This is a genomic window from Atribacteraceae bacterium (assembly GCA_035477455.1).
Lineage (GTDB): Bacteria > Atribacterota > Atribacteria > Atribacterales > Atribacteraceae > DATIKP01.
Window position 1 is genome coordinate 18,003 of the sequence record DATIKP010000094.1, and the last position, 22,535, is coordinate 40,537.

Consider the following 22,535-nt stretch of genomic DNA (forward strand, 5'->3'; position numbering starts at 1 on the left):
TAGTCCGGAGAGGATCAGCCGTTTATAAATGCAGAGATAGGGACTCTTGCTGGCATAGGATGTTTTACTGAGTTCCCCGGAGCGGCGCTCTTTGGCCTAAGCCAGCGTGCAGCGCTGGAGCGCTGCTTCATGTTCGCTGTCGTCAATCCAACCGATACCTGCCTGGCCATGAACTGGTTTTTTGAGAGAAGACCTGGCTTCTCCATCCTGATCCGGTATTTCCGCCCGCCCGATGGAAATCATCCTTATTGAATATCTTCTGTAGAATTTGATCGAATGTTCTCAACTAATAGAGGGAAGACCTATTTTTGGGTTTTTTGGTATGGTGTAGCTACCACTGATTTACCCGAGGGAGGTTTTCCTTTCATTGGAATTGTTTTCGGAATAAGCTATTTTGAGCTGGAGTGAGATCGTGGCCATGTTGATTGTGGGCGGGATGGGAACCATCTCTAAACCGCTCGTGGGAGTCGCTTCGCTGCCGACGCTCCGCCATGCTTGGAAGCGGCGGGAAGAGAGACTAAACCTGTACGGGTTTAGCGAAATCATTTAAACTGTTCTCTTGATTGTGATCTTATTTTTTCACCGGTGCATTCCCGTTTAAATAAGAGGAGGTTTGATCAGTGGGAAAAATAACATACCATCCGGAATTGACTTACAGTGGTTTCAAGGAAGGAAAATTCGATAAGGCAATCCTGGCGGTTGGTTCTGCGGAAAACCATGGATTTCATCTCCCCTTTGGTACCGACACCCTCGTGGCGCAGGCTATCGCGCAGGAAGTGGCACAGCAAGTGGAGGGGCTGCTGATGCTTCCGCCGATCAATTACGGAGTCAGCCACCACTACGCTCACTACCAGTTCACCTTGACCCTGAGTTCCGAGACCATGAATCTTCTCTTGCAGGAAGTGTTCCGTTCGGTTATTCGACAGGGGATCCACCGGATCCTGGTGATCAACGGTCATGACGGAAATATCGCCCCTATCGAGACCGCAGCCCGTTCGGTCAAAGTCTCCACACCCACTGTATTTATAGCCTCTCTGGATGCCTGGTGGATCACGGCCAGAGAACTCCTGCCCCCCGATACCTTCGAGATCTGGAACGGCCGGGGACATGCCGGAGAAGGAGAAACATCGCTCATGCTTCATCTGTTTCCGGAACTCTGCCGGATGGAAAACGCCCGGGGGGTGGTCCCCGATATCCCGGCGGGTCTCGATATCAAGTGGACATTTGACGAACTGACGCCCTATGGTGCAACCGGAGATCCTACCCATGCCACCCCGGAAAAAGGGAAGAAAATGTTTGACTTATTGGTCAACCGGATCGTCCATTTTGTCAAGGAGATGGAGGAGCGAAACTGGCGGTACGGGATGAAAAGAGATTGAGAGAAGGTTAAGGGAGAGGAAAAAAACGATGACGGTACCCTATACCTATATCGATGAAGTAAGTCGGCACGAAGGCCGGGAAGTGGAAATACGGGGATGGCTTTCCAACAAACGTTTCAGTGGAAAGGTCGCATTTCTGATCCTGCGGGATGGCACCGGATTCTTGCAGGCCACTGCCTTTACCGGCGGGCATTTCACGACAGAGGAGATCAAGGGGTTCAAAGGCATATCCCTGGAATCGGCGGTACTGGTGCGGGGACGGGTAAAACGGGAAGAGCGGGCGCCGGGGGGGTATGAGTTGGAGATGACATACTTTCAGTGTCTCTCGGTGGCTGAAGAATACCCCATTCAGAAGAAAGAGCATTCAGTGGATTTTTTGATGGAATGGCGCCATTTGTGGTTACGCTCTTCCCGCCAGCACGCGGTGCTCCGGGTACGTAACCAGATCATGATGTCCATTCATCAGTTTCTCCAGAAACGGGGATTCATTCTCGTTGATTCACCGATTCTCACCCCGGTCGCCTGTGAGGGAACTTCCGGTCTTTTCGAGGTGAAGTATTTTGATCTCGGGAACGCCTACCTATCCCAAAGCGGTCAACTCTACATGGAGGCGGCGGCCATGGCCTTCGGGAAAGTCTATTGCCTGGCTCCCACGTTTCGAGCGGAAAAGTCGAAAACCCGCCGTCATCTGACCGAATTCTGGATGTTGGAGCCGGAGGTCGCTTTTTACGATTACCAGGACAACATGCGGCTCCAGGAGGAACTGGTTTCTTTCCTGGTGCGGGAAGTGTTGGAGCATTGCGCGGCGGAATTGGAAATCTTGGAGCGGAGCATCGCTCCCCTCAAGCAAGTACAGGTGCCTTTCCCCCGGATAGCTTATGACGAAGCGCTGGAGATTTTGCGAAAGAAAGGGTTCTCCATCCAATGGGGGGACGACTTGGGTGGTGACGAAGAAACCGCCGTTTCGGAGGATTATGACCGACCGGTGTTCATTCATCATTACCCGGCCAAAATTAAGGCCTTTTACATGCAGCCGGATCACCAGTGGCCGGATCTGGTTCTCAACGATGATTTGATTGCCCCGGAAGGATACGGTGAAATCATTGGGGGGGGTCAACGGATCCACGATTTGGCGCTGTTGGAACAACGGATCACAGAGTATGGTCTTCCCCGGGACGCATTCAAATGGTATCTTGATTTACGCCGCTACGGAACAGTTCCTCATTCCGGATTCGGTTTGGGGATCGAGCGTACGGTGGGCTGGATTTGTGGTATCAAGCATATCCGGGAAGCCATTCCTTTTCCCCGGCAGATTTACCGCCTGTACCCCTGAGAAGGTTGTTGTTCGATGCAGGGCGAATCCTGGGGTTCCTGGTCTGGCTGATCAGGTTCCTGACCGGAAACGGCGCGTAGGATTCCATAGCTGACTGATCATGACCCGCGTCGTGACCGGCCCGGAACGCGTCGAGCGGAACCCACACTTGGAATTCGCTGGTGGAACATCGGGGGTCGAGCTGTTCGTGGTGGGCCAATGGCTCGGTGAGATAGGGGAAGATGGGTGTAGTTGGACCTGGTGTATGCCAAGGCCCGGAAGCCCTATCTTCCTGCTGGTCAGCTTCGTCAGGTAGACCAGAGTTTGCTTCGTTCTTATTTAGTCATGGTCAGGATCATCCCTTCATTCTGCGGGGGGGGGACATTTTCACAGAATAAAAACAAAAGAGCCATTTTTTCATTGACAAAACCACGACTGGGTGGTATAATTTTCTTGTGCTTATTCAAGCATGGACTATTTTTCACATTCAGGAGGTTTTGGTTTACATGGCAACAGGTAAGGTTAAGTGGTTCAGTGCAACAAAAGGGTACGGTTTCATCGAGTCGGATGAAGGCGGAGATGTTTTTGTTCACTACTCGGCGATTAGTGGCAACGGCTTTAAAAACCTGGAACAGGGACAGTCGGTTGAGTTTGAAGTTCAGGAGGGGAGCAAGGGTCCGCAGGCGACCAACGTAGCCCTGGTGATGTAGTTTCAGTAGCTTGAATTGAACTGAAAACAAAAACCCCGGAAGCGATTCCGGGGTTTTTTTGTGGACTTGGTCATGAGCTCTCGGTTGTCCGAGAGACCGGCATCGCGACAGTGGTTATTTAATCAGAGAATGCAACTGAGGCGTTCCATTGAGGAACTTTGTGGGAAAGCTCTGGTGAAAATAGGCGTCGGTGATGTAGCGTTTCATCATCCGGTGAGAGTTGAAATAGGAAGCGATTTTACCGATACTGTTTTTCATCAGCTTGATCCACGTGTCGATTTGTTGATAGTACGTGGGGAAAATGATGTATTCGAGTTTGTTGTACAGATCGTCGAGCTCTTCGCGGATTCGCGCGGACGGGTCATCATGTTCCGGAACCTCGCGACCGATCGCCCAGCCGGTGATTCCTTCAATGCAACCTTCCATCCACCATCCGTCCAGAACGCTGAAATTGAGTACCCCGTTGTGAGCGGCTTTCATCCCGCTCGTTCCAGAGGCTTCCATGGGAATCTCCGGAGTATTGAGCCAGACATCCACCCCGGCGATGATTTTCCGGGCGATATCGAAACCGTAATCTTCGATATAGGCCACACTGATGCTATCCTGCAAAGTCCTGGCGATTGTGTTGATATGATGAATGATACGCTTTCCCTCTTCATCCTGGGGATGGGCCTTGCCAGCATAGACGATTTGTAGCGGTCTTTGGCGGGTCACCTTTCTCAACCGTTCGAGGTTAGAAAAAAGTAGGTACGGCCGCTTGTAAGCCGTTATCCGCCGTGCGAAGCCGAGGGTGAGGTTCTCCGGCTTGAATTCGTGACCGGTTTTTTTTCGGACCAGGTCAATGAGTTTAGCTTTTTCAGCTTGATGAGCATCCCAGACCGCCTTGTCGGGAATGATGTCTACCCGGCTCAAAAGTTCCGGTTCATGGGCCCAGCCGGGGATATGTGAATCGTAAAGTTTCCGGAAAGCGGGGGCTGTCCAGGTAAAACTATGAACCCCATTGGTGACCGTCTGGATCGAGTAACCGGGAAACATGTGCCTGGAGACTTCGCTGTGTTTTTTTGCCACTCCGTTGACATAACCGGATAGGTTCAGAGCCAAAAGGGTCATGTTCAGGTTGGTTCGGCCGCCTAATTCCTGCAGGATGGAGAAGGGGACCAGTTCTTCGAATTCCCTTCGGACCAACCCGTAGTCGAACTTGTCGTGACCTGCCTCGACGGGAGTGTGAGTAGTGAAAACACACAAATCTCTTACGGTTTGAATGTCCCATATTTTTGACTCATCCCAGACCTCCTCCAGTCGGCGCTGGTGTTTTTTAAGGAGATCAAGGGTCAACAAGGCGGCATGTCCTTCATTGATGTGGTATTTTCTGACTTTGACGCCAAGTTTTTCCAGGATCCGCGCTCCACCCACTCCCAACACAATCTCCTGTTTCAGCCGGTACCGCTGGTCTCCTCCGTAGAGATAATCGGTGATCGTCCGGTCTTCCGGATCATTTTTTTCCAAATCAGTATCCAGAAATATGACTGGAACGATACCCCCGGCAATGCTGCGCCAATGGTATGCCCAAGCCCTGATCCAGACCTTTTTCCCCCCGATAGTGACAAAGACCTGTGGAAAAAGTGGTTTCAGGAATTTTTCGATTGCCCAAGCTGCCGGAATCTCCTGTTGTTGCCCTTCGGGGGATATCGTCTGCTGAAAGTACCCCTTGCGGCTTAAGAGCGTTACGGCGACGAAGGGGATAGAAAGATCGGCGGCTGAACGTACCGTGTCTCCAGCCAGAACCCCGAGCCCGCCGCTATAGGTTGGAATGTCTTGAAACAAGGCGATTTCCATGGAGAAATAAGCGATTGCCTGCTCATGTCTGAGTTTGTTCAGGATTTCCATCATTCACTCCGGTAGGTTAAGTCGTGGAAGAACTGGGTTTTTGGGCATGGAATTATTGGTATTTCCGGATCAACGACCTGTCGAACCCAAGCCGTTTTTTCCCCGCCGGCCTTCTGAAAGATCCCCCGCTTCGACAATCCGGATCGTGGGGAAGGGTCGCAGGGCCCCTTGAACAATGCGATCTCCCCGGCTGATGTGATAGTCTTCATTGCCCAAGTTGAAGAGCCTTACCAGCCAGTTCCCCCGGTATCCGGGATCGATCGTTCCCGGGTGGAGCATTATCCCATGTTTAATACCCAATCCGCTGCGCGGTCTGAGACAAACTTCGTAACCAGCGGGAATTTCCGAGGCGATCTCCAGATCGATAATTACACTCCCGCCTTTAGGCACAGTCCGATCGACCGGGCTGAAGAGATCGAAACAGGCATCTTCCGGATATGCGAAACGGGGTAGAACGGCGTCATTTGACATTCTTTTAAAGGTGATCACGACATCATTTTCCATAGGCAACACTCAAACAGTATATAGGAAAAGAAATGATGTGCAATAGTGTGGGTGAGGAGTATAGGCAAAGTGTTGAAGGACGACTGCCGGAGTTCGGAAGCGATCGGTACGTTGAGGGCAGGAGGCGGACTTGTGCCGGAATACACAGAACATGCAAGACCCCCTGCATTTAAGGGTAATTAATGATACAATAACCAGGAAAATGCGACGGGGATTACACCGGTCATGGGGATAGGAGCCATGCGATTGCATTGGACCAGGGCGTGTTCTTGAGCACCGAGGAAGGACGGTATGCACGAAGGTAAATACTTCTACAGTCCCAGCGAAGGTCGTCTCGGCTTCGACCAAGTCATTGTTTCTCTGTTCGATTTTATTTGCGAGGAACCGAGTCGCCATTACCGTGTCATCATCGGCACAGACTCAAAAGAAGGGAGAAGCCGTATACCCTTGCAGGTCTTTGTCACGGCGCTGATCATTCACCGGGTGGGATTCGGGGGACGCTATTACTGGCGAAAAACCTTCCGGAAAGATCTATACGGGATCCGGGACAAGATTTACCACGAGGCGTTCCTATCCCTTCAGACATCTCAGAAACTGCTCGAAGAACTTAAGCGGTACCCCGGCAACCATCTGTCCAATTATCATCTGGAGATTCATGTGGATATAGGCGTGAACGGGCCGACTCGGGCGATGATTCGGGAAGTGATCGGGATGATCGAAAGCATGGGCTTTATCGCCAGGATCAAGCCGGATTCTTTCGGTGCTTCTCAGGTGGCCCACCGCCACACGTAGGCATTTGAGTTCAGTCAAGATTCAGGATTCGGAAACAGAACGCCGGAGAGAGGGCTGGGAAAAAATGGGGCAGGACGGAAGAGAGTTGAAAACGTTGGATGAGAATCAAAAAATTGCTTGGTTGATCGAGCCGTCCCGTGAAGTATGGGATTCCTTGATTCATCATCCCTTTCCCCGTGATTTGGCTGCTGGAATCCTGCCTCTTGAAACATTCCGGTATTATCTTGCACAGGACAACCACTATCTCGAAGATTTCCTCAGGACTGTCGGGCTATTGGTGGCCAAGGCCGCGACCAGCGAACTGAGACGGTTTGCGGTCACCTTACTCCAGGACACCTTGACCGGAGAATTGGCCATGCATGAGGCCATCGAACGGGACTTTCCTTTTTCCGGGGATTGTCCCATTAATAACGTCACTTACGCCTATGGAGATTTTCTACTTCGGCAGGCCTACCAGGGTAGTGATTGCGAAATTCTGACCGCTCTGGCCCCGTGTGTAGTCAGCTACCGGCTCATAGCCCGGCGTTTGAGCATAGACCCGGTAAAGGATCTCCCGGCCGCCTACCAGCTGTGGTTGGACAGTTACCGGGGGGAGGCATATGGAGCGCTGGTCGAACGCTTCCTCACCTTGCTGGATGAAAGGCTCTCCGGGCAGGTTCGGGAACAGCGGGAACGGGCGCGGTTGATTTTCCGGAAGGCCTGTGATTTCGAATTTCTTTTTTGGGAGGAAAGCTACCGCGGTAGGCTGAGATTTATGGTCAAAGACTAACGTCCTCAGTAGTTCCGCAACAAATTCTGGTTGGTGACCCTCTGCCTGTTTCCAGGAAACACCGCAAGACCATGCGTACCGATTTCATTTTTACCCGGATTTCCGGTATAATTTGCATGGCCCGGTGGACATGATCCCGGTACCGCGTGCCTAGTCTGGGAACCTTTGACGCAGGAACGGTTTTATCGTATAAAAGGAGGCTAAAGCACGGTGGCGAAAATTATCAGAAAAGACGTTCTTACCCCCCAGATCAAGTTGATGGTGGTCGACGTTCCCGGGGTGGCCAGGAAGGCCAAACCGGGCCAGTTCGTGGTCTTGCGTTTTTATGAGGAAGGAGAACGGCTGCCTCTGACGATCGCTGATTACGATCCTGCGGCGGGGACGGTGACCATCATTTTCCAGGAGGTCGGCAAGAGTACCAGGCAGCTTGGGGAACTCGAAGCCGGAGACGATATTCTTGATTTTGTCGGACCCCTGGGAAAGGAAATCGAGGAAAAACAGTTCGGTCATGTGGTCTGCGTGGGGGGTGGGGTCGGTATCGCTCCCGTTTATCCCAAGGCCCGGGCCCTTAAAATGCTGGGGAATCGGGTCACTTCAATTATTGGTGCCCGGTCCGCCGACCTCCTCTTTTGGGAACGGGAAATGCAGGAGGTCAGCGACACGCTCCATGTGACCACGGATGACGGTACCTATGGCGAAAAGGGTTTTGTCACCCAGGTTCTCGAACGGGTGATTAAGGCCGAAAAGCCCGACCTGGTCGTGGCGGTTGGGCCGATCATGATGATGAAGATGGTCAGCCTGCTTACCAGGAAGTATGCAGTTCCCACCCTGGTGAGCCTGAATCCGGTCATGGTCGATGGTACCGGGATGTGCGGGTGCTGCCGGGTCACGGTCAATGGCGAGCGTAAATTCACCTGCGTCGACGGACCGGTCTTTGACGGGCATTTGGTGGATTACGACGAATTGCTTACCCGGAGCCGCAGTTACCTGGAGGAAGAGAAGCGGGCACTCGAGAGCTGGTTGATGAAAAAAGCCCAGGAGGAGATCGCCCGTGCCTAAAGAGCGACTCACCGGCCGGCCGAAGATGCCTCAACGGCCGGTCAAACAACGGATCACCGACTTTGACGAGGTGCCGACCGGCCTCGAGGACTGGGCAGCGGTGGGCGAAGCCCGGCGCTGCCTGCAATGTAAAAAACCACCGTGCATGAAAGGGTGTCCGGTAGATATCGACATTCCTGGTTTTGTCGCCCTGATCGCGGAAGAGCGATTTGATGAGGCGATTCTGAAGATGAAGGAAAAAAACAGTCTTCCCGCGATTTGCGGCAGGGTGTGTCCGCAGGAGGAACAGTGTGAACGGGAGTGCGTCCTGGGGAAAAAGGGCGAACCGATCGCCGTTGGTTACCTGGAGCGTTTTATTGCCGATTACGAGAGGGAAAAGGGAATCAAGGCTCCGGTAGTGCCGCCCCCCAATGGCCACCAGGTAGCCGTGATCGGTGCCGGACCGGCCGGGCTCACCTGTGCCGGGGATCTGGCCAGACTAGGCTACCGGGTTACCATTTTTGAAGCATTGCACTCACCAGGGGGCGTTTTGGTCTACGGGATACCGGAGTTTCGCCTTCCTAAAGCGATTGTGGCCCAGGAGGTCAACTATGTTAAATCTCTGGGGGTCAACCTGGAGGTGAACGCCGTGGTGGGCCAGACCATGACTATCGACGACCTGGAGGAAGAAAGATATGAAGCCTTTTTCATTGGAACCGGCGCCGGTCTTCCGTATTTCATGAATCTTCCAGGGGAAAATCTGAACGGCGTCTATTCCGCGAACGAATTTCTCACCCGCTCGAACCTGATGAAGGCCTACCTGTTTCCTCGCTACGATACCCCGATCAAGATCGGCCGGCGGGTCGCGGTCATTGGGGGAGGGAATGTGGCCATGGACTCGGCCCGCACGGCCCTGCGGCTGGGTGCCGAAGAAGTCTGCCTGGTATACCGACGGACCAAGAAAGAGATGCCCGCCCGGATCGAAGAAGTGGAACGTGCGGAGGAAGAAGGCATCAACTGCATCATCCTCACTAATCCAGTCAGATTTACCGGGAACGCCAACGGCTGGGTCACCGGGATCGAGTGTATCCAGATGGAACTCGGGGAACCGGATGATTCGGGGCGGCGGCGGCCGGTCCCGGTACCGGGACCGGAATTCGTCATTCCCATCGATACCGTTGTGGTGGCCATCGGACAGGGACCTAATCCGGTGTTTCTTAAGAGCGTGGCTAATTTAGCCCTGAACCGCTGGGGCTATATCGAAACGGATACCGAAACCGGAGCCACCAACCGAAAGGGCATGTTTGCCGGTGGGGATATCGTGACCGGCGCAGCCACGGTTATCTCGGCGATGGGTGCGGGCAAACAGGCAGCCCGATCCCTCAACCGTTATATCAACGATCCGGCAAGCTTTCCGCAATGGAGGGAGTAAGCGATGAAAACCACGGACCTTCTGGTGATCGGCGGCGGCCCGGCCGGGTATTCGGCGGCGGTGCGGGCGGCCCGAAAAGGTTTGAACGTCCTCTTGGTAGAAGACCGGGATTTGGGAGGGACTTGCCTGAACCGGGGGTGTATCCCTACCAAGGCCCTATACAAAGCCCAGGAAGTTGTGCACTTGGTGCGCAGGGCGGCCGATTTTGGGGTCAAGGGCCGGTTTGAGGGAATTGATTGGACCCGAGTTCAAAACAGGAAAAATAAGATTGTCAAACAATTAACCGGAGGCGTTTCGTTGCTCCTGAAAAAAGCGCCGGTGGAAACCGTTTTCGGACACGCTTCGTTTCTCGATGCCCGGACGGTTCGGGTTAACCAAGCCTCAGGGGAACAGGAAGAGGTCCGGGCCGAGAGAATTTACCTCGCTTCCGGGTCAAAAAGCGCCCCGCTTTCCGTTCCCGGGGCGGATCTTCCCGGTGTGGTGGATTCGGAAGAAGCCCTGGAATTCAGCGAGGTGCCCCGCAAGTTGGTGGTCATCGGCGGCGGATACATTGGCATCGAAATGGCCTGTATTTACCAGGCTTTTGGGTCGGACGTTACAGTCATCGAAATGCTTCCCGGCATTCTTCCCACCGCCGATGAAGAGACCTCGGCTTTGTTGGCCTCCCTCTTGCAGAAACAGGGGATGCAGATTCGGACCGGAGCCCGGGTGAAAGAGATCCGGAAAAATGGGGGTCTTCAGGTTGTTTTTGAACACGAGGGCGAGACTCGTTACGCCGAGGGAGACTATGTTCTGGTCGCCACCGGCCGGATTCCCTCGACTGAGGGGCTCGATCTGGAAGCGGCTGGTGTTCTGGTGAACGGAAAGGCAGTCAAGACCGATGCGGCAATGCGCACTTCGGTACCGCATATCTATGCCGGGGGGGATGTGAATGGCAAACATCTGCTGGCCCATGTCGCCTACCGGGAATCAGAGGTTGCCGTCAGTACTATGACCGGGAACGAGAAACGGATCGACTACCGGGCGGTCCCGGCTGTGATCTTCTCTGTTCCGGAAATCGCTTCGGTGGGATTGACCGAAGCCCAGGCCCGGTTAGCGGGATATGAAATTTCGGTCGGGAGGTTTCCTTTCCGGCTCAATGGAAAAGCCTTGATCGAAGGGGAGACCGAGGGATTTGTGAAAATCATTGCCAATGCACCGACCGGAGAAATTCTGGGAACTCATATCGTCGGTCCCCGGGCTTCCGATCTGATTGCCGAGTTTGTCCTGGCTATGAATCTCGAAGGCACTACGGAGGAGGTTGCCGGAAGCATTCACGCCCATCCTACGCTCAGCGAAGTGAATATGGAGGCGGCCGAAGCGGTCTTCGGAGCGTCGGTGCATGTTCCCTGAAAAGGGGAGTCAGGATCGGTGAAATCGTTGCCCCTTGCTCACCTTCACCAAAGCCGGGGTGCTCGTATGGGGGTATTTGCCGACTGGCAGGTCCCCATTTTTTTTTCCCGGATTCGGGACGAATATTTTGCCTGCCGGGAGACCTTCGGCCTGTTTGATGTCTCACATCTGGGAAAGCTCTTCCTCAGAGGGCAGGATAGCCGAGCTTTGCTGAAACTCACAGCCTGCCGGGCTCTGGACGGAATCTCTCCGGGGCGGGGCCGGTATATGTTTTTTCTGAATCACCGGGGTGGTATTGTCGATGGCGTTATGGTTTTTCCGAAAAACGAAGGGTTTTGGATTCTCACCAACGCCGGAGCCAAAGAGAGGGTCTTTCAATGGTTACATACCCAGGCGGGTCAGAAAAAAATGGTGGTGGATGTCGAAGACCGGACGGACCGTTTGTTTCTCTTTTCCCTACAGGGTCCCGCCAGTTCCCGGGCGATTTCCGAGTTTTTTTGCCGCCCGCTTTCTGACCTTCTCCGGTTTTCCATGTCAGAAGCGGCGCATGGGGGTAGCGAATTCCTCATAAGCCGGATGTCTTATTCCCGGGAGGACGGTTTCGAAATCATGGGTGACCGGGATTGTGCGGGTTCCCTGTGGGAAAATTGGCTTGATTTTACCCACAGGAACGACGGGACGGTGTGCGGGTTCGGTGTTCGGGACCTTTTGCGTTTCGAGGCGGCCTATCCCCTCTACGGTCAGGAAATGGAGGAGACGGTCAACCCCTTGGAACTGGGACGGGAGAACCTCATCGACTGGGGGAAGGGGGAGTTCATCGGCCGTCAAGCGTTGCTGATGGAGCAAAAACAAGGGTCGAAAAAAAAGCTGGTCGGTTTTGAAATCGATGGAAAAAGAATTCCCCGCTACGGTTTTCCCATACAAAACCGGCAGGGGACTCCCTGCGGGCATATCACCAGCGGTAATTATTCCTTTTCGCTGCGGAAAAATCTGGCCATGGGGTTTCTGAGCCGGCCGAACTGGGATATTGGACAGGAATTGCTGATCTCTGTCCCGCGGACCAAGGTCTTGGCCCGTATCGTTCCCCTTCCTTTCACTAAGGACAGGGTATGGTAATCAAGAAAGGGAGGATGGGAATCGGTGGTTTTTACCGGTGACCGATCGCCCATCACCGTTCACCGTTTTCATTTACCGGGAGGTGACCATATGGAAACACCGGATGATCTTTATTATACGAAAGAGCATTGTTGGGTGAAAGAGGAAGGGGATCAAGTCCGTTGGGGGATAACCGACTTTGCTCAGAGCGAGCTGGGTGATGTTATTTTTGTCGAGTTTCCGGCCGTGGGAGAAAAGGTCAACCGGGGCGAGCGGATCGGAGACGTCGAGTCGATCAAGACCGTGTCCAATCTCTATGCCCCACTGACGGGCACAGTGATTGCAGTCAACACCGCTCTCAACAAGAGTCCCGAGTTCATTAACCAGAGCCCTTACGGCGATGGGTGGATTTGTCTCATGCAACCCGATTCCAGTGAAGATATCGGCGGGTTGTTGGATGTAGCGCAGTATATCGAATTGATCCAGGCGGGACAGTGAGCGTGAAGAGATTCCGGTGTATCGATGATCCGTCCCTGACCGGTTTTGAAAACATGAGCCGGGACGAGGCGATGCTCGATTTGGCCTGTAGTTTTCCGGTTCCGCCAACCCTCCGCTTTTTCCAGTGGGATCGGAAAACCCTTTCCATCGGCCGGTTGCAGCGGACAGACGTGGTGAATATCGGGCATCTCGACGATCATTCGATACCGCTGGTGAGGCGGCCGACGGGAGGCCGGGCTATCCTCCATGACCGGGAACTCACCTTCAGCCTTTTTCTTCCCCTGCTTTTTTTCGGAACCGCGCTCAATCTTTCTCTTCATTACGAACAGCTGAAAAAAGTGCTCTATCGGTTCATGGAATCCATCGACGTCGATGTCGACCGTGAAACGTTGAACGAACCGTATCTTCTTTCCCCCTACTGCTTTTCTCTGAATGTCGCTCACGAGATCACCATCGGGGGGAAAAAGATCATCGGTGTCGCGCAAGCCCGCAGCAAATGCGGGGTGCTCTTCCAGGGATCGTTCATCCTAAGAGCGGACCGCCAGGAAATCGCCGCCTGTTTCCAAAAACAGGAAACCGTGTTCGAGGAGATTTCCCGTAATATGATTACCTTGGGTGAACTACTCGGGACGGTTCCGGACCGGGATGTACTGATCGGATGGTTAGTAAAGAGCGTTGAGGAGGTCTGGGAGTGTGAATGCCGCTGGCGATCCTGGTTTGAGGAGGAAATCGAACGGTCGGTAGAACTGATGGGGGAAAAATATTATCCCGGGTCCCCCTTTATCCTGGATTATAAGAGATGAAGAAAGCGCTCTTCATATAGGACAAATTTATCAGAAACTCTTGCCAAAAGAACGCTTTCCCATTACAATGGGTAATGCTTCCTATGGGAAGAAGGGTAGGCGCGGGGTCGTGGTGTAGCCTGGCCAAACACGCCAGCCTGTCACGTTGGAGACCGCGGGTTCAAATCCCGTCGACCCCGCCATTTAGTGCCGAGATAGCTCAGGCGGTAGAGCGATGGACTGAAAATCCATGCGTCCCCAGTTCGATTCTGGGTCTCGGCACCATTCTTGAAACCAAGCGGAAGTAGCTCAGTGGTAGAGCGTCACCTTGCCAAGGTGAGGGCCGCGGGTTCAAGTCCCGTCTTCCGCTCCATTTATTGAGGCGGCATGGCCAAGCGGCTAAGGCAGAGGATTGCAAATCCTTTATCCCCGGTTCGAGTCCGGGTGCCGCCTCCATTTTGGTTCAGTCCGGGCGGCTAGTTCAGAGGAAGAACGCTTCCTTGACGCGGAAGAGGTCACAGGTTCGAGTCCTGTGTCGCCCACCATTGGATAAAAAAGCGCCGGCCCTTTGGGGCTCGGCGCTTTTTGTTTTGAGACGACGGAGAGAGGGCCGGAATATGGTAAGATAAGAGGCTATCTAACAGTAATAAGCTTGGATAACCGTGGGTTCGACGTTTTTCTCCCTGATATGGTAAAGCCCGCATCGGGTAGAAGACCCTGCGAGGAGGACGAAGAAATGGCACCGAAAAATGCTCTGGCTGCGATCACGAAAGATGGACAGGTGGTCGATCTTGACCGTTCAACGGAGGATACTGTCGCCTGGGTCACGTTTGAAGAGGAGCGGGGTAAGGAAATATACTGGCATACTACCTCTCACGTGATGGCCCAGGCGGTGAAGCGCCTTTTCCCGGACGCCAAAGTGACCATCGGACCAGCGATCGAGCAGGGGTTTTATTACGATTTTGACGTTCCCCGCCCGTTTACCGAGGAAGATCTGGCTAAGATCACCTTGGTAATGAAAGATATCATCCGTGAAAATATCCCCATCAAACGTCTGGAAATGAGCCGGGAAGAAGCGGTCAAAATATTTCGGGAACAGGAAGAGGACTACAAAGTCGAGTTGATTGAGGAGATTCCTGACGCAACGGTCAGCCTCTACCGGCAGGGGGAATTCATCGACCTGTGCCGGGGGCCGCATCTCCCCTCGACCGGGACGATCAAAGCCTTCAAACTCCTGAAGGTGTCCGGCGCCTACTGGCGGGGCCGGGAAGACAATCCCATGCTCCAGCGCATCTACGGAATTTCCTTTGATTCCAAGGACAAACTGAAAGAATACCTCCATTTCCTGGAAGAAGCCAGGAAACGGGATCATCGGAAATTGGGTCGGGAACTGGGTCTGTTCAGCCTGCACGAAGAAGGGCCGGGTTTTCCCTTTTTCCATCCGAAGGGCATGGTAGTGATCAATACGCTACTCGAACTGTGGCGAAGGGAACACACCCGCCAGGGCTATCTGGAGATCAAGACCCCGATCGTCCTTGACCGGTCTCTCTGGGAACGGTCCGGGCATTGGGATCACTACCGGGACAATATGTATTTTACCCGGATCGATAACCGGGATTTTGCCGTGAAACCGATGAACTGCCCCGGCGGCATCCTGGTGTACCAGAGCCGCCTACACAGCTATCGGGAATTCCCTTTGCGGATTGCTGAACTCGGGCTCGTACACCGTCACGAGTTGTCCGGGGTTCTACACGGTCTGATGCGGGTCCGTTGTTTCACCCAGGATGATGCCCATATTTATATGGAGCCTCAGCAGGCCACTAGGGAAATTCTCAACGTCATCCGGCTGGCTGAACATCTGTACCGGTTGTTTGATTTTCAGTATGAGGTAGAACTCTCCACCCGCCCCGAACATTCGATGGGGACGGACGAGACGTGGGAGCTGGCGACCCGGTCACTGGTTGACGCCCTTACTCAAGCCGAACTACCCTACCGGATGAACGAGGGTGATGGGGCATTTTACGGACCGAAAATCGATTTTCACCTGAAAGACAGCCTGGGGCGCCGCTGGCAGTGCGGAACCATCCAGCTCGACTTCTCCATGCCGGAAAAGTTCGACCTCAACTATATTGCCGAGGACGGTGCCAAACATCGCCCGGTGATGGTTCACCGCACCATCTTGGGGAGTATCGAGCGCTTTCTGGGAATTCTTATTGAACATTACGCCGGTGCGTTTCCGGTGTGGCTGTCCCCAGTACAGGTCGTAGTCCTACCGGTCGCCGAAAGACACCTGGAGCATGCGTTTGCCCTGTCCAGGCGGATCCGCGAGGCGGGAATCCGGGTGGACAGTAATCCCGAAAACGCCACCTTGGGATCGAAAATCCGCAAAGCCCAGTTGGAGAAAATCCCCTATGTCCTGGTGGTGGGTGACCGGGAGACGGAAACTGGGGAAGTGAGTGTGCGAGACCGCCGGGAGGGTGATCTGGGAAACATGACGGTCGAGACGTTTGTCGATATAGTGTTTAAACACTATCCCCAGCCCCTGGGTCAGAACTGAAAAGCGATGGACCGCGAAGCGTTGAGCCGGCGATACTGGAACGCGAAGGTCGCCAAAGAAAAACAACGGGACCGTAACCCGGAAAAACGGATCCATACCGACTTGGTCTGGCTTGAACTGGAACCCTTCATCCAGCCAGACATACGGGTTATCGACGCCGGAGGTGGGTACGGGCGATATAGTATTGGCCTGGCCCAGCGGGGGTGTCTGGTAACCCACCTGGAGTTTTCCGAGCGCATGCTTTCAGAAGCCCGGCGGCTCATCGACCGGGAAGGTCTGAAAACCCCGGATTTCGTTTCGGGTAATATCAGGGACCTCAGCGGCTTCGAAGATCAGTCCTTTGACCTGGGGATCGCCCTGGATGCACCGATTTCCTACGCCTATCCGGCACATGGGAAAGCTCTTCTGGAATTGGCCCGGGTTACCCGGAAAACGCTGGTCATTTCAGTCGTGAATCGGTTCGGTCAGCTTCCCGTCGTTATCGAGAACGAATTAAGGTGGTCGTCATCGTTGAAATACTCGAAAAAGTTTCTGGAAACCGGTGATTGGGATCACCCAACAGTGCTAGAAAATTTCGAATGCCGGATTCCCTATTTCAGCCGCTTCATTTTTCCTCCCTTCCATGCCTATGCCCCGCGGGAACTGGTCGATGAGATTATCGCGACAGGTTTTACGATCAAACGGGTGGCAGCCACCGGTACCCTGGCCCGACTTCTTCCCCGTAAAACCCTCCTGTCCATCCTCAAGAAGGCGGAATTATACCGTCATTTCCTCCAGATGTCCTTTCAATACGACGCACAGATCGAAGCTTTGGGGGTGGGAGCCAAGAGCGCTTCGGGTCTTCTGATTGTGGCCGAGAGGCCGGAGGAGAGTTGATGGAGGGAAAGACCTGGGTGAAGTGGACGGTGACTTTCGAGCCTTCCCGTGATCAGGAGTTGATTTTATCCTGGTTGAGCGATCTCTCGCCCCGGGGACTGTGGGAGATTGACGAGCAGACGGTCGTGGCTTATTTTGACGAAGCACCGCGAAAAACCCAACTTCCCGATGGGGTGATTTCGTTGAAAAAAGAGATTGAACTGGACCGGTGCTGGGCGGAGACCTGGCGTTCGTTCTTCCGACCTATCCGGTTAGGCCGGCGGATCGTGGTCCGGCCTCCCTGGGAAAAATCCGTACCGGACACGGTTGATGTGGTGATTTATCCGGCCTATGCCTTCGGCACCGGTGACCATCCAACAACCGCTCTGTGCCTGACTCATCTCGAACGATATCTCAGGCCGGGTCTGGACGTGCTCGATATCGGCTCTGGTTCGGGCATCCTGGCCATCCTCGCTGCGAAGCTCCAGGCGGGAAAAATCGTGACCCTGGACAACGATCGGCTGGCCATCACTGAAATACGGCGCAACATGGCCCTGAATGAGCTCGGGAAAGAACGCATTGAATATCGTCTCACTGAGCTCGCCGACCTAACTGGTTCATTTGATCTGATTGTCGCCAATATCGGCCTTAAGTATCATCTCGATCAACTTCCGGCTATGTTTGAACGACTCAGGGATGGAGGCCGCTTGATCCTATCTGGTTTTGAAGTCGAGGACACCGCCCGGCTGGCCGAGAAAGCCCGGACGATTGGATTGACCGAGGAAGCGAGGCAAATCGCTACAGGCTGGAGCTCTTTGGTGTATAATAAGAAGGGATCGGGCTCATGAGGTTGACGGGGCCGATAGCCGGGCAGGTTGAGCCGTGTTTCATCGAATTAACTTGGAAGGAGAGACGTCTTTTGTGAGAATCGCTTTTGTATTTTCCAAGAAGAACCAGGGATTCATGAGTTTGACCCGTCAGGTAATGGGCCAGTTCGAGAAATCCGGCCACACGGTAAAAGAGGTCATTGTGGAAGACCTGAACGCGCCGATCAGTTTCCGTCCCTTCGATCTGGTGTTCGTCGGCTCCACCGTGGAGAGCTTTTTCGGAGGCCGCATATCCAGGGAAATCGGCAATTTTCTGACCGGAAGCACGGGCCTGGAAGGAAAAAAAACGGTCGCTTATATCAAACCCAACCTTTTCGGAACCGATAAGGCCATGAGACGGCTCATGGCCCAAATGGAGGCAAGGGGAGCGTTCGTGGTGGATTTCGATTCCATAAAGTCCCTGCACGAAGCTAAACCCCTTATCGAAAGGCACATCAATAAAAGGGGGTGAGGACCATGGATAAAGAGATGGAAAAAATGCGGGAAATCTTTGAACAGTTTTTTTTCGGCCCGCTCAATACGGTGTTCGGTTCCTTCGTCAACGAAGATGCGAAAAAGCACCTCAACAAGGCGAGGTCGGAAGTGTTGAAGGCGATGCGGGCCTTTATCGACAGCGAGATCGAAAAGCTGGAGCGGGGCGTAAAGCAGGGGGATTGAAGTTCCCCTGACCGGACCTCCCCCCGGGAAGCGAATCTCTTCCCTTGAAACCGTGCTACCCTCGCTCCCGGCATCAATCGTTTGGAACATAATCTATAATCACATTACTCCACATCAACCTTGCTCGTCTCTTTAACGGTCACAAATGACATTCTGACGATAAAGGTCAGTGGTATTGTCTACGCTCTCCTTGATTCGGATCGTGTCAACCTATTGTAGGAGCATTTCGTAAAGATCCCTTTCTCCGATTTATCTCTCATCCTCTTTTTCAACCTCACCAACCACAAGACCATTCAGATACTGGGCACCCAGGAGTGGTCCTGGCTCAGTCCCTTAAGGGCCATCCGGAATGAACCTACCGGTCCCTGTAAAGCAGGAATATTGCCGGAGATTTCCCGGAACGTTTGCTTCCCCTTCTCGCGTTCTCGGGCAATAATCTGCTTCTGCCGGTACATAATGTCCAGAGATAGCCGGTACATAATGCCTGTGCTTTACCGGATACCATGGCTATGAGAGCTAATGTCAAATCTTGTGTATGACCCATCAGGCGGCGTCCACATTCCGGCGAACTCCCTCGACGAATATAACTCCTTCTGCTACTTCTGCTAACCTTGGAACTCCCTTCAGTCTTCTCCACCGTTTCCCGGCACTGAGAAAGAGCTTAAGGACCATACTGAGGACGGTCACTCGGGACCCGCAGTTCTTGGTCTTGTCGGTTTGCAACCTGACGGTACTCATGAGTGGATTTTACCGGGTTGGTGGTGTACAGATGCCAGTGTTCAGCCGGGAAATCGTAGAAGGTGAGGAACACCTCCCGGTCCTTGGCCAGGCAGTCGGTGGTTTTGGCATATTTGGCCTGGTATGTGGTGATGAAGTGATCGAAGGCTTTCTCGGCCCTCTCCTTGGCTTCCGCCATCCAGATCTCGTGCAGGTCATCCTTGGCTTTCTGCTGCACGCTCTTGGGCAGCTTGTCCAGGATGTTGGCGGTCTTGGGCACCCAGCAGCGCTGGGGGCGGGTTTTGCCAAAGACCGGGAGGAGGGCTTTCCAGAGTCCCAAAGCCCCATCCCCCACGGCACAGTGCGGACCTTTGACCATTCTCCGTTCTCGGTGGCGCCGATGATCACCAGGACACCGGTTCTCTCCTCCATCCGGGTATTTCTTAAGAATGAAAAAGGTTATCCGCTTTTACAGGGAAAAATGGACTTGACCACTTTCACCCCTCCCCGTCAAGGGAGTTTTGATACCCTCAGGAGTTCTCCCGGCTTCAAGCCTGAGGCGAGGCCCACCGCATAGGCCAGACACTGGGCGGGAATGATTTCGACCAGAGGTCCCAGCTCTTCACTGGGCAGGTCATAGCTCAAAACCAAGCCTTGCTTGGTTTCCGGATAATTCCCGAGGCTGTGCCGGGAACCCACCAAGAGAACCCGGCCTCCCGTTCGTAAAACAGCCTCCACCGCCTCGGAAAAGGGGGAATCGATCACCGGCGAAGCATGAAAGAAAACAGCGCCATACCCCTGGCCAACTTGTTCTATCAGGCCATGAAAAAATGCACCAATACTAAGAGCCGTCGTGAGGCGGTGGGTCATTTCCCCGAAAATCAGGGCGGCCTGCCGGGCCGAGGGCAACGAGAAACCGCTCCCCATAAACGCCAAGTGAGGGGTTTGTTCGAAAAACCGCTGAAGGATTTCCTGAAGCCTCACACTCTCCCCCAGCCAGCGCCGCATGGCTGCCAGGCAATCCCGAACTCCGCTGTCAAAATGATCAGACCGGTGAATCCGAAGATCCACCACGAGGCGGAGCAGGGCACCCAAGGTATTCGTGTAAGTTTTGGTCGCCGATGTTTTCTCCACTCCGGCCCGTATGTCCACAAACCCGAGCTCGCACGCTCGGGCTAGGGCGCTCTTTGGCCGGTTGGTTATCCCCAAGGTATTTTTTCCCTGGATCCCCCGGACACACCCAACTGTTTCCCGACTCTCCCCCGACTGGGAAACGGCGACCAGGAGCACATCGTCATCGAGTAAAGGTAAAAACCCACGCTCCAGTTCCTGGGATTCGAACACCAAGGCCGGGACGCCGGAACGGTTCAGAAGCATTGCCCCGTACCAGCCGGCATAATACGAACTGCCCATCCCGGTGAACACCACCCGCCGAAACCGGGTCAAGCGGGTGAGATCGGTATGGTACACATACTGTGGCTCCGTACGGAAGAGCGCCTCAAGGACATCAGCCTGTTCCACCATTTCCCGCAGGTAGCTCATATTTTTCCTCCCGAGTGATGCCGGATACGCCGCCTGGTTAAGCGAACAGGCATCAGAACTGGTTGCAAGGCTCGAAACTCGCCTGTCTCAATTCATCGATCAGGACCGGGAGGTTCGCGCTTTGCCCTTCCCGGACGTAATACCCGGCCGTATACGTCCCCAGGATCAGGCAGTGGGCATATGGCTGGCCAAGTAAAAGGCCGAAACAGAACCCGGCGTTGAAGTTATCGCCCCCTCCGGTCAAAAGCTTTGGACGGAATATCCTTGTTCCCCGGGCCTGAAAGGTCCCCTGTCGGCTAACCATGAAACATTCGTTGACCAGGTGCACCACAATTCCTTCGATGGACAGCTCCCCAAAAATCTTTTCCACAGCCTGAAGCAGCAGCCGGTTGCTGGGATCCTCCGGAAAGTGCGCCCGCTGGACCAGACGGGTTTCATTCTCGTTCATACCCAGGAATACCCGGTGAGACCCAGAGAAACGACCGATCAGAGCAAAGGCCCGCCGCACATCACCGGAGGTTTTTTTGGACAGATCCGCCAGATCGACGAACAGAAACCGCTCTCCAGTAGTCGGAAAATTGGGAGCGAGGACAATCTCCGTAAGGACGCCCTCCCAGATGGTTTCCACCGCCGAGAGTTGGCTCCAGTTCAAAAACCCGACAAGACGGCTCTCCTCGAAGATTTCCCGAAGCGTGGAGCGGGGCACGCGCTCGGTGAGGAGTTTCCAGTTCACCTCATCTAAAATCTTAAGGTCTGAGAGCATCACTTTACCGTCGCTGAATTCAAGGGCGGTGCAAAAAGAGGGCGAAGATATGGGGATGATCCGGCAGTGAGGATCGATCTGCCGGAACACCGGACAGATTTCCGGATATCCGATCGCGCCCAATAGCGTAGTGGCTATGCCCAGACGAGCCAGAGCATGAGCCATGATCGGGGAATTCCCGCCGATTTTTTCCATTTCGGTGACATATTCAAGATCACAGCTCTTACCAGCCGCTTCCCGGATACGGTTCCCGAATTCGCTGATCGTCGCAAAGGGCGTGAACCGTTCCCGGTCCTCCCGTACCTTCACCACCCGGGAGATCCTGTCGATAAAACCATCAAATCCAACCACGGCCCGGTCGGTAATCCCATTTTTTCCGGCTTCCTGTAAGACGTTGATCAATTGCCCCAGAGCGTCTGAACCCACTACCTGTTCACCCCCCACATAGATGATACGTACTGGTGAGGATATAGTATTCAGGGAGTTTTAAACAACCACCCAGTGACATCCCTCCCTTCATTGAAATGAGGGGCATCCCGAAGAACGGCTATACCGCAAGTTCGCGCACCATATGGCCGATAAATCTGGCCACGAGCGCGGGGGAAGTCACGTCCTCACTACTCCGCGGGGCGTTACCCCAGGGAGATACCTTGTAGGCGTTCTTGTATAAGTTGGCTGCTCCATTTAAATCAGCATTTGCCTTGTAGCCACAGGAGCAAGAATACAACCCCCGGTGCTTCCTGGCAGACCTGCTGACCTTGCCGCAATCATGACATGGCTGGTGTACGCCTCAGACTCACGTTTTGACATTAGCTCCTTACACCTCTTTACAAAACCCTCTTCGGTGATAGCCTTTTTAGGCTATGGTTTCCGAGATGTTTCGAGCCAGCAACGACCCACGCCCCTTAGTTTGAAGTGTGGGAAACGTTTCCGGAGAAACGGGAAAGGACCGTGAGCGAGATTCGGG

The 22,535-nt window shown here is 53.9% G+C and carries 23 protein-coding genes, 5 tRNA genes and 1 pseudogene; 22 read left to right on the plus strand and 7 right to left on the minus strand.

The genetic code is table 11. The features are described from left to right. Window positions 1–96 precede the first annotated feature (96 nt). Window positions 97–243, minus strand: a complete 147-nt coding sequence (locus tag VLH40_05760) for a hypothetical protein (GenBank protein ID HSV31514.1) — start codon at window positions 241–243, stop codon at window positions 97–99. A gap of 169 nt (window positions 244–412) precedes the next feature. Here VLH40_05760 and VLH40_05765 point away from each other — a divergent pair, with 169 nt between their 5' ends. The 4 genes from VLH40_05765 to VLH40_05780 all read left to right on the plus strand — a co-directional run bounded on the left by VLH40_05765 (window position 413) and on the right by VLH40_05780 (window position 3,401). Then, entirely contained in the window at window positions 413–550 is a 138-nt protein-coding gene (locus VLH40_05765) for a hypothetical protein (GenBank protein ID HSV31515.1), read from the plus strand. Window positions 551–620: 70 nt separating this feature from the next. After that, window positions 621–1,379: a creatininase family protein gene (locus VLH40_05770; GenBank protein HSV31516.1), complete on the plus strand. Its 759-nt coding sequence runs from the start codon at window positions 621–623 to the stop codon at window positions 1,377–1,379. Window positions 1,380–1,407: 28 nt separating this feature from the next. Then, window positions 1,408–2,712: an asparagine--tRNA ligase gene (gene asnS, locus VLH40_05775; protein ID HSV31517.1), complete on the plus strand. Its 1,305-nt coding sequence runs from the start codon at window positions 1,408–1,410 to the stop codon at window positions 2,710–2,712. Window positions 2,713–3,197: 485 nt separating this feature from the next. Continuing rightward, complete coding sequence (locus VLH40_05780; GenBank protein HSV31518.1) at window positions 3,198–3,401, plus strand: cold-shock protein; 204 nt, start codon at window positions 3,198–3,200, stop codon at window positions 3,399–3,401. A 114-nt stretch (window positions 3,402–3,515) separates the two neighbouring features. On the opposite strand, the gene glgP is transcribed toward VLH40_05780, so the two are convergent. Further along, a complete protein-coding gene (gene glgP, locus VLH40_05785; protein HSV31519.1) occupies window positions 3,516–5,291 on the minus strand; it encodes an alpha-glucan family phosphorylase in 1,776 nt (591 codons plus the stop codon). A 66-nt stretch (window positions 5,292–5,357) separates the two neighbouring features. Further along, complete coding sequence (gene dut, locus VLH40_05790) at window positions 5,358–5,792, minus strand: dUTP diphosphatase (protein HSV31520.1); 435 nt, start codon at window positions 5,790–5,792, stop codon at window positions 5,358–5,360. Between the two features lie 291 nt (window positions 5,793–6,083). On the opposite strand from dut, the gene VLH40_05795 reads away from it, so the two are divergent. From VLH40_05795 to VLH40_05880, 18 genes are all read left to right on the plus strand, one after another. Continuing rightward, window positions 6,084–6,584 (plus strand): ribonuclease H-like YkuK family protein, encoded by a 501-nt coding sequence (locus tag VLH40_05795; protein HSV31521.1) that lies wholly within the window; start codon window positions 6,084–6,086, stop codon window positions 6,582–6,584. An 85-nt stretch (window positions 6,585–6,669) separates the two neighbouring features. After that, window positions 6,670–7,353, plus strand: a complete 684-nt coding sequence (locus VLH40_05800; GenBank protein HSV31522.1) for a hypothetical protein — start codon at window positions 6,670–6,672, stop codon at window positions 7,351–7,353. Between the two features lie 210 nt (window positions 7,354–7,563). Beyond that, on the plus strand, window positions 7,564–8,412 hold the full coding sequence (locus VLH40_05805) for a sulfide/dihydroorotate dehydrogenase-like FAD/NAD-binding protein (GenBank protein ID HSV31523.1): 849 nt from the start codon (window positions 7,564–7,566) through the stop codon (window positions 8,410–8,412). Next, window positions 8,405–9,823: an NADPH-dependent glutamate synthase gene (gene gltA, locus VLH40_05810; GenBank protein ID HSV31524.1), complete on the plus strand. Its 1,419-nt coding sequence runs from the start codon at window positions 8,405–8,407 to the stop codon at window positions 9,821–9,823. Before VLH40_05805 ends, gltA begins: the two co-directional genes overlap by 8 nt. A 3-nt stretch (window positions 9,824–9,826) precedes the next feature. Further along, entirely contained in the window at window positions 9,827–11,215 is a 1,389-nt protein-coding gene (gene lpdA / locus VLH40_05815; GenBank protein HSV31525.1) for a dihydrolipoyl dehydrogenase, read from the plus strand. A gap of 18 nt (window positions 11,216–11,233) precedes the next feature. Continuing rightward, complete coding sequence (gene gcvT / locus VLH40_05820; protein ID HSV31526.1) at window positions 11,234–12,331, plus strand: glycine cleavage system aminomethyltransferase GcvT; 1,098 nt, start codon at window positions 11,234–11,236, stop codon at window positions 12,329–12,331. Window positions 12,332–12,421: 90 nt separating this feature from the next. Next, entirely contained in the window at window positions 12,422–12,808 is a 387-nt protein-coding gene (gcvH, locus tag VLH40_05825; protein HSV31527.1) for a glycine cleavage system protein GcvH, read from the plus strand. Between the two features lie 2 nt (window positions 12,809–12,810). Beyond that, entirely contained in the window at window positions 12,811–13,611 is an 801-nt protein-coding gene (locus tag VLH40_05830; protein HSV31528.1) for a hypothetical protein, read from the plus strand. A gap of 103 nt (window positions 13,612–13,714) precedes the next feature. After that, window positions 13,715–13,793: transfer RNA gene (locus VLH40_05835), tRNA-Asp, on the plus strand. A gap of 6 nt (window positions 13,794–13,799) precedes the next feature. Continuing rightward, window positions 13,800–13,875: transfer RNA gene (locus VLH40_05840), tRNA-Phe, on the plus strand. A 13-nt stretch (window positions 13,876–13,888) separates the two neighbouring features. Continuing rightward, window positions 13,889–13,963: transfer RNA gene (locus tag VLH40_05845), tRNA-Gly, on the plus strand. 8 nt (window positions 13,964–13,971) lie between these two features. Further along, a tRNA-Cys gene (locus VLH40_05850) sits at window positions 13,972–14,046 on the plus strand. 14 nt (window positions 14,047–14,060) lie between these two features. Beyond that, window positions 14,061–14,135: transfer RNA gene (locus tag VLH40_05855), tRNA-Val, on the plus strand. Window positions 14,136–14,326: 191 nt separating this feature from the next. After that, a complete protein-coding gene (gene thrS, locus VLH40_05860; GenBank protein ID HSV31529.1) occupies window positions 14,327–16,147 on the plus strand; it encodes a threonine--tRNA ligase in 1,821 nt (606 codons plus the stop codon). 6 nt (window positions 16,148–16,153) lie between these two features. After that, window positions 16,154–17,023: a class I SAM-dependent methyltransferase gene (locus VLH40_05865; protein HSV31530.1), complete on the plus strand. Its 870-nt coding sequence runs from the start codon at window positions 16,154–16,156 to the stop codon at window positions 17,021–17,023. Further along, entirely contained in the window at window positions 17,023–17,850 is an 828-nt protein-coding gene (locus VLH40_05870) for a 50S ribosomal protein L11 methyltransferase (protein HSV31531.1), read from the plus strand. Before VLH40_05865 ends, VLH40_05870 begins: the two co-directional genes overlap by 1 nt. Window positions 17,851–17,884: 34 nt before the next feature. Continuing rightward, window positions 17,885–18,340 carry a hypothetical protein gene (locus tag VLH40_05875; protein ID HSV31532.1) on the plus strand — a complete coding sequence of 152 codons (456 nt, stop codon included), beginning with the start codon at window positions 17,885–17,887 and terminating at the stop codon, window positions 18,338–18,340. Window positions 18,341–18,345: 5 nt separating this feature from the next. Next, complete coding sequence (locus VLH40_05880) at window positions 18,346–18,546, plus strand: hypothetical protein (protein HSV31533.1); 201 nt, start codon at window positions 18,346–18,348, stop codon at window positions 18,544–18,546. Window positions 18,547–18,839: 293 nt separating this feature from the next. On the opposite strand, the gene VLH40_05885 is transcribed toward VLH40_05880, so the two are convergent. The 4 genes and pseudogenes from VLH40_05885 to VLH40_05900 all read right to left on the minus strand — a co-directional run bounded on the left by VLH40_05885 (window position 18,840) and on the right by VLH40_05900 (window position 21,994). After that, the gene (locus VLH40_05885; protein ID HSV31534.1) at window positions 18,840–19,025 is read right to left on the minus strand and encodes a hypothetical protein; all 186 of its coding nucleotides are present in this window, start codon (window positions 19,023–19,025) and stop codon (window positions 18,840–18,842) included. A gap of 64 nt (window positions 19,026–19,089) precedes the next feature. After that, window positions 19,090–19,621: pseudogene (locus VLH40_05890) on the minus strand (transposase). 152 nt (window positions 19,622–19,773) lie between these two features. Further along, window positions 19,774–20,805 (minus strand): SIS domain-containing protein, encoded by a 1,032-nt coding sequence (locus VLH40_05895; protein ID HSV31535.1) that lies wholly within the window; start codon window positions 20,803–20,805, stop codon window positions 19,774–19,776. Window positions 20,806–20,857: 52 nt separating this feature from the next. Then, window positions 20,858–21,994 carry a hypothetical protein gene (locus tag VLH40_05900; GenBank protein HSV31536.1) on the minus strand — a complete coding sequence of 379 codons (1,137 nt, stop codon included), beginning with the start codon at window positions 21,992–21,994 and terminating at the stop codon, window positions 20,858–20,860. Between the last annotated feature and the right edge of the window lie 541 nt (window positions 21,995–22,535).

Coding starts and splice junctions, on each gene's coding strand:
- VLH40_05760 (HSV31514.1), bottom strand. CDS start 243: ATGATTTCCATCGGGCGGGCGGAAATACCGGATCAGGATGGAGAAGCC.
- asnS (HSV31517.1), top strand. CDS start 1,408: ATGACGGTACCCTATACCTATATCGATGAAGTAAGTCGGCACGAAGGC.
- VLH40_05780 (HSV31518.1), top strand. CDS start 3,198: ATGGCAACAGGTAAGGTTAAGTGGTTCAGTGCAACAAAAGGGTACGGT.
- glgP (HSV31519.1), bottom strand. CDS start 5,291: ATGATGGAAATCCTGAACAAACTCAGACATGAGCAGGCAATCGCTTAT.
- dut (HSV31520.1), bottom strand. CDS start 5,792: ATGGAAAATGATGTCGTGATCACCTTTAAAAGAATGTCAAATGACGCC.
- VLH40_05795 (HSV31521.1), top strand. CDS start 6,084: ATGCACGAAGGTAAATACTTCTACAGTCCCAGCGAAGGTCGTCTCGGC.
- lpdA (HSV31525.1), top strand. CDS start 9,827: ATGAAAACCACGGACCTTCTGGTGATCGGCGGCGGCCCGGCCGGGTAT.
- gcvH (HSV31527.1), top strand. CDS start 12,422: ATGGAAACACCGGATGATCTTTATTATACGAAAGAGCATTGTTGGGTG.
- thrS (HSV31529.1), top strand. CDS start 14,327: ATGGCACCGAAAAATGCTCTGGCTGCGATCACGAAAGATGGACAGGTG.
- VLH40_05865 (HSV31530.1), top strand. CDS start 16,154: ATGGACCGCGAAGCGTTGAGCCGGCGATACTGGAACGCGAAGGTCGCC.
- VLH40_05870 (HSV31531.1), top strand. CDS start 17,023: ATGGAGGGAAAGACCTGGGTGAAGTGGACGGTGACTTTCGAGCCTTCC.
- VLH40_05880 (HSV31533.1), top strand. CDS start 18,346: ATGGATAAAGAGATGGAAAAAATGCGGGAAATCTTTGAACAGTTTTTT.
- VLH40_05885 (HSV31534.1), bottom strand. CDS start 19,025: ATGTACCGGCTATCTCTGGACATTATGTACCGGCAGAAGCAGATTATT.
- VLH40_05895 (HSV31535.1), bottom strand. CDS start 20,805: ATGAGCTACCTGCGGGAAATGGTGGAACAGGCTGATGTCCTTGAGGCG.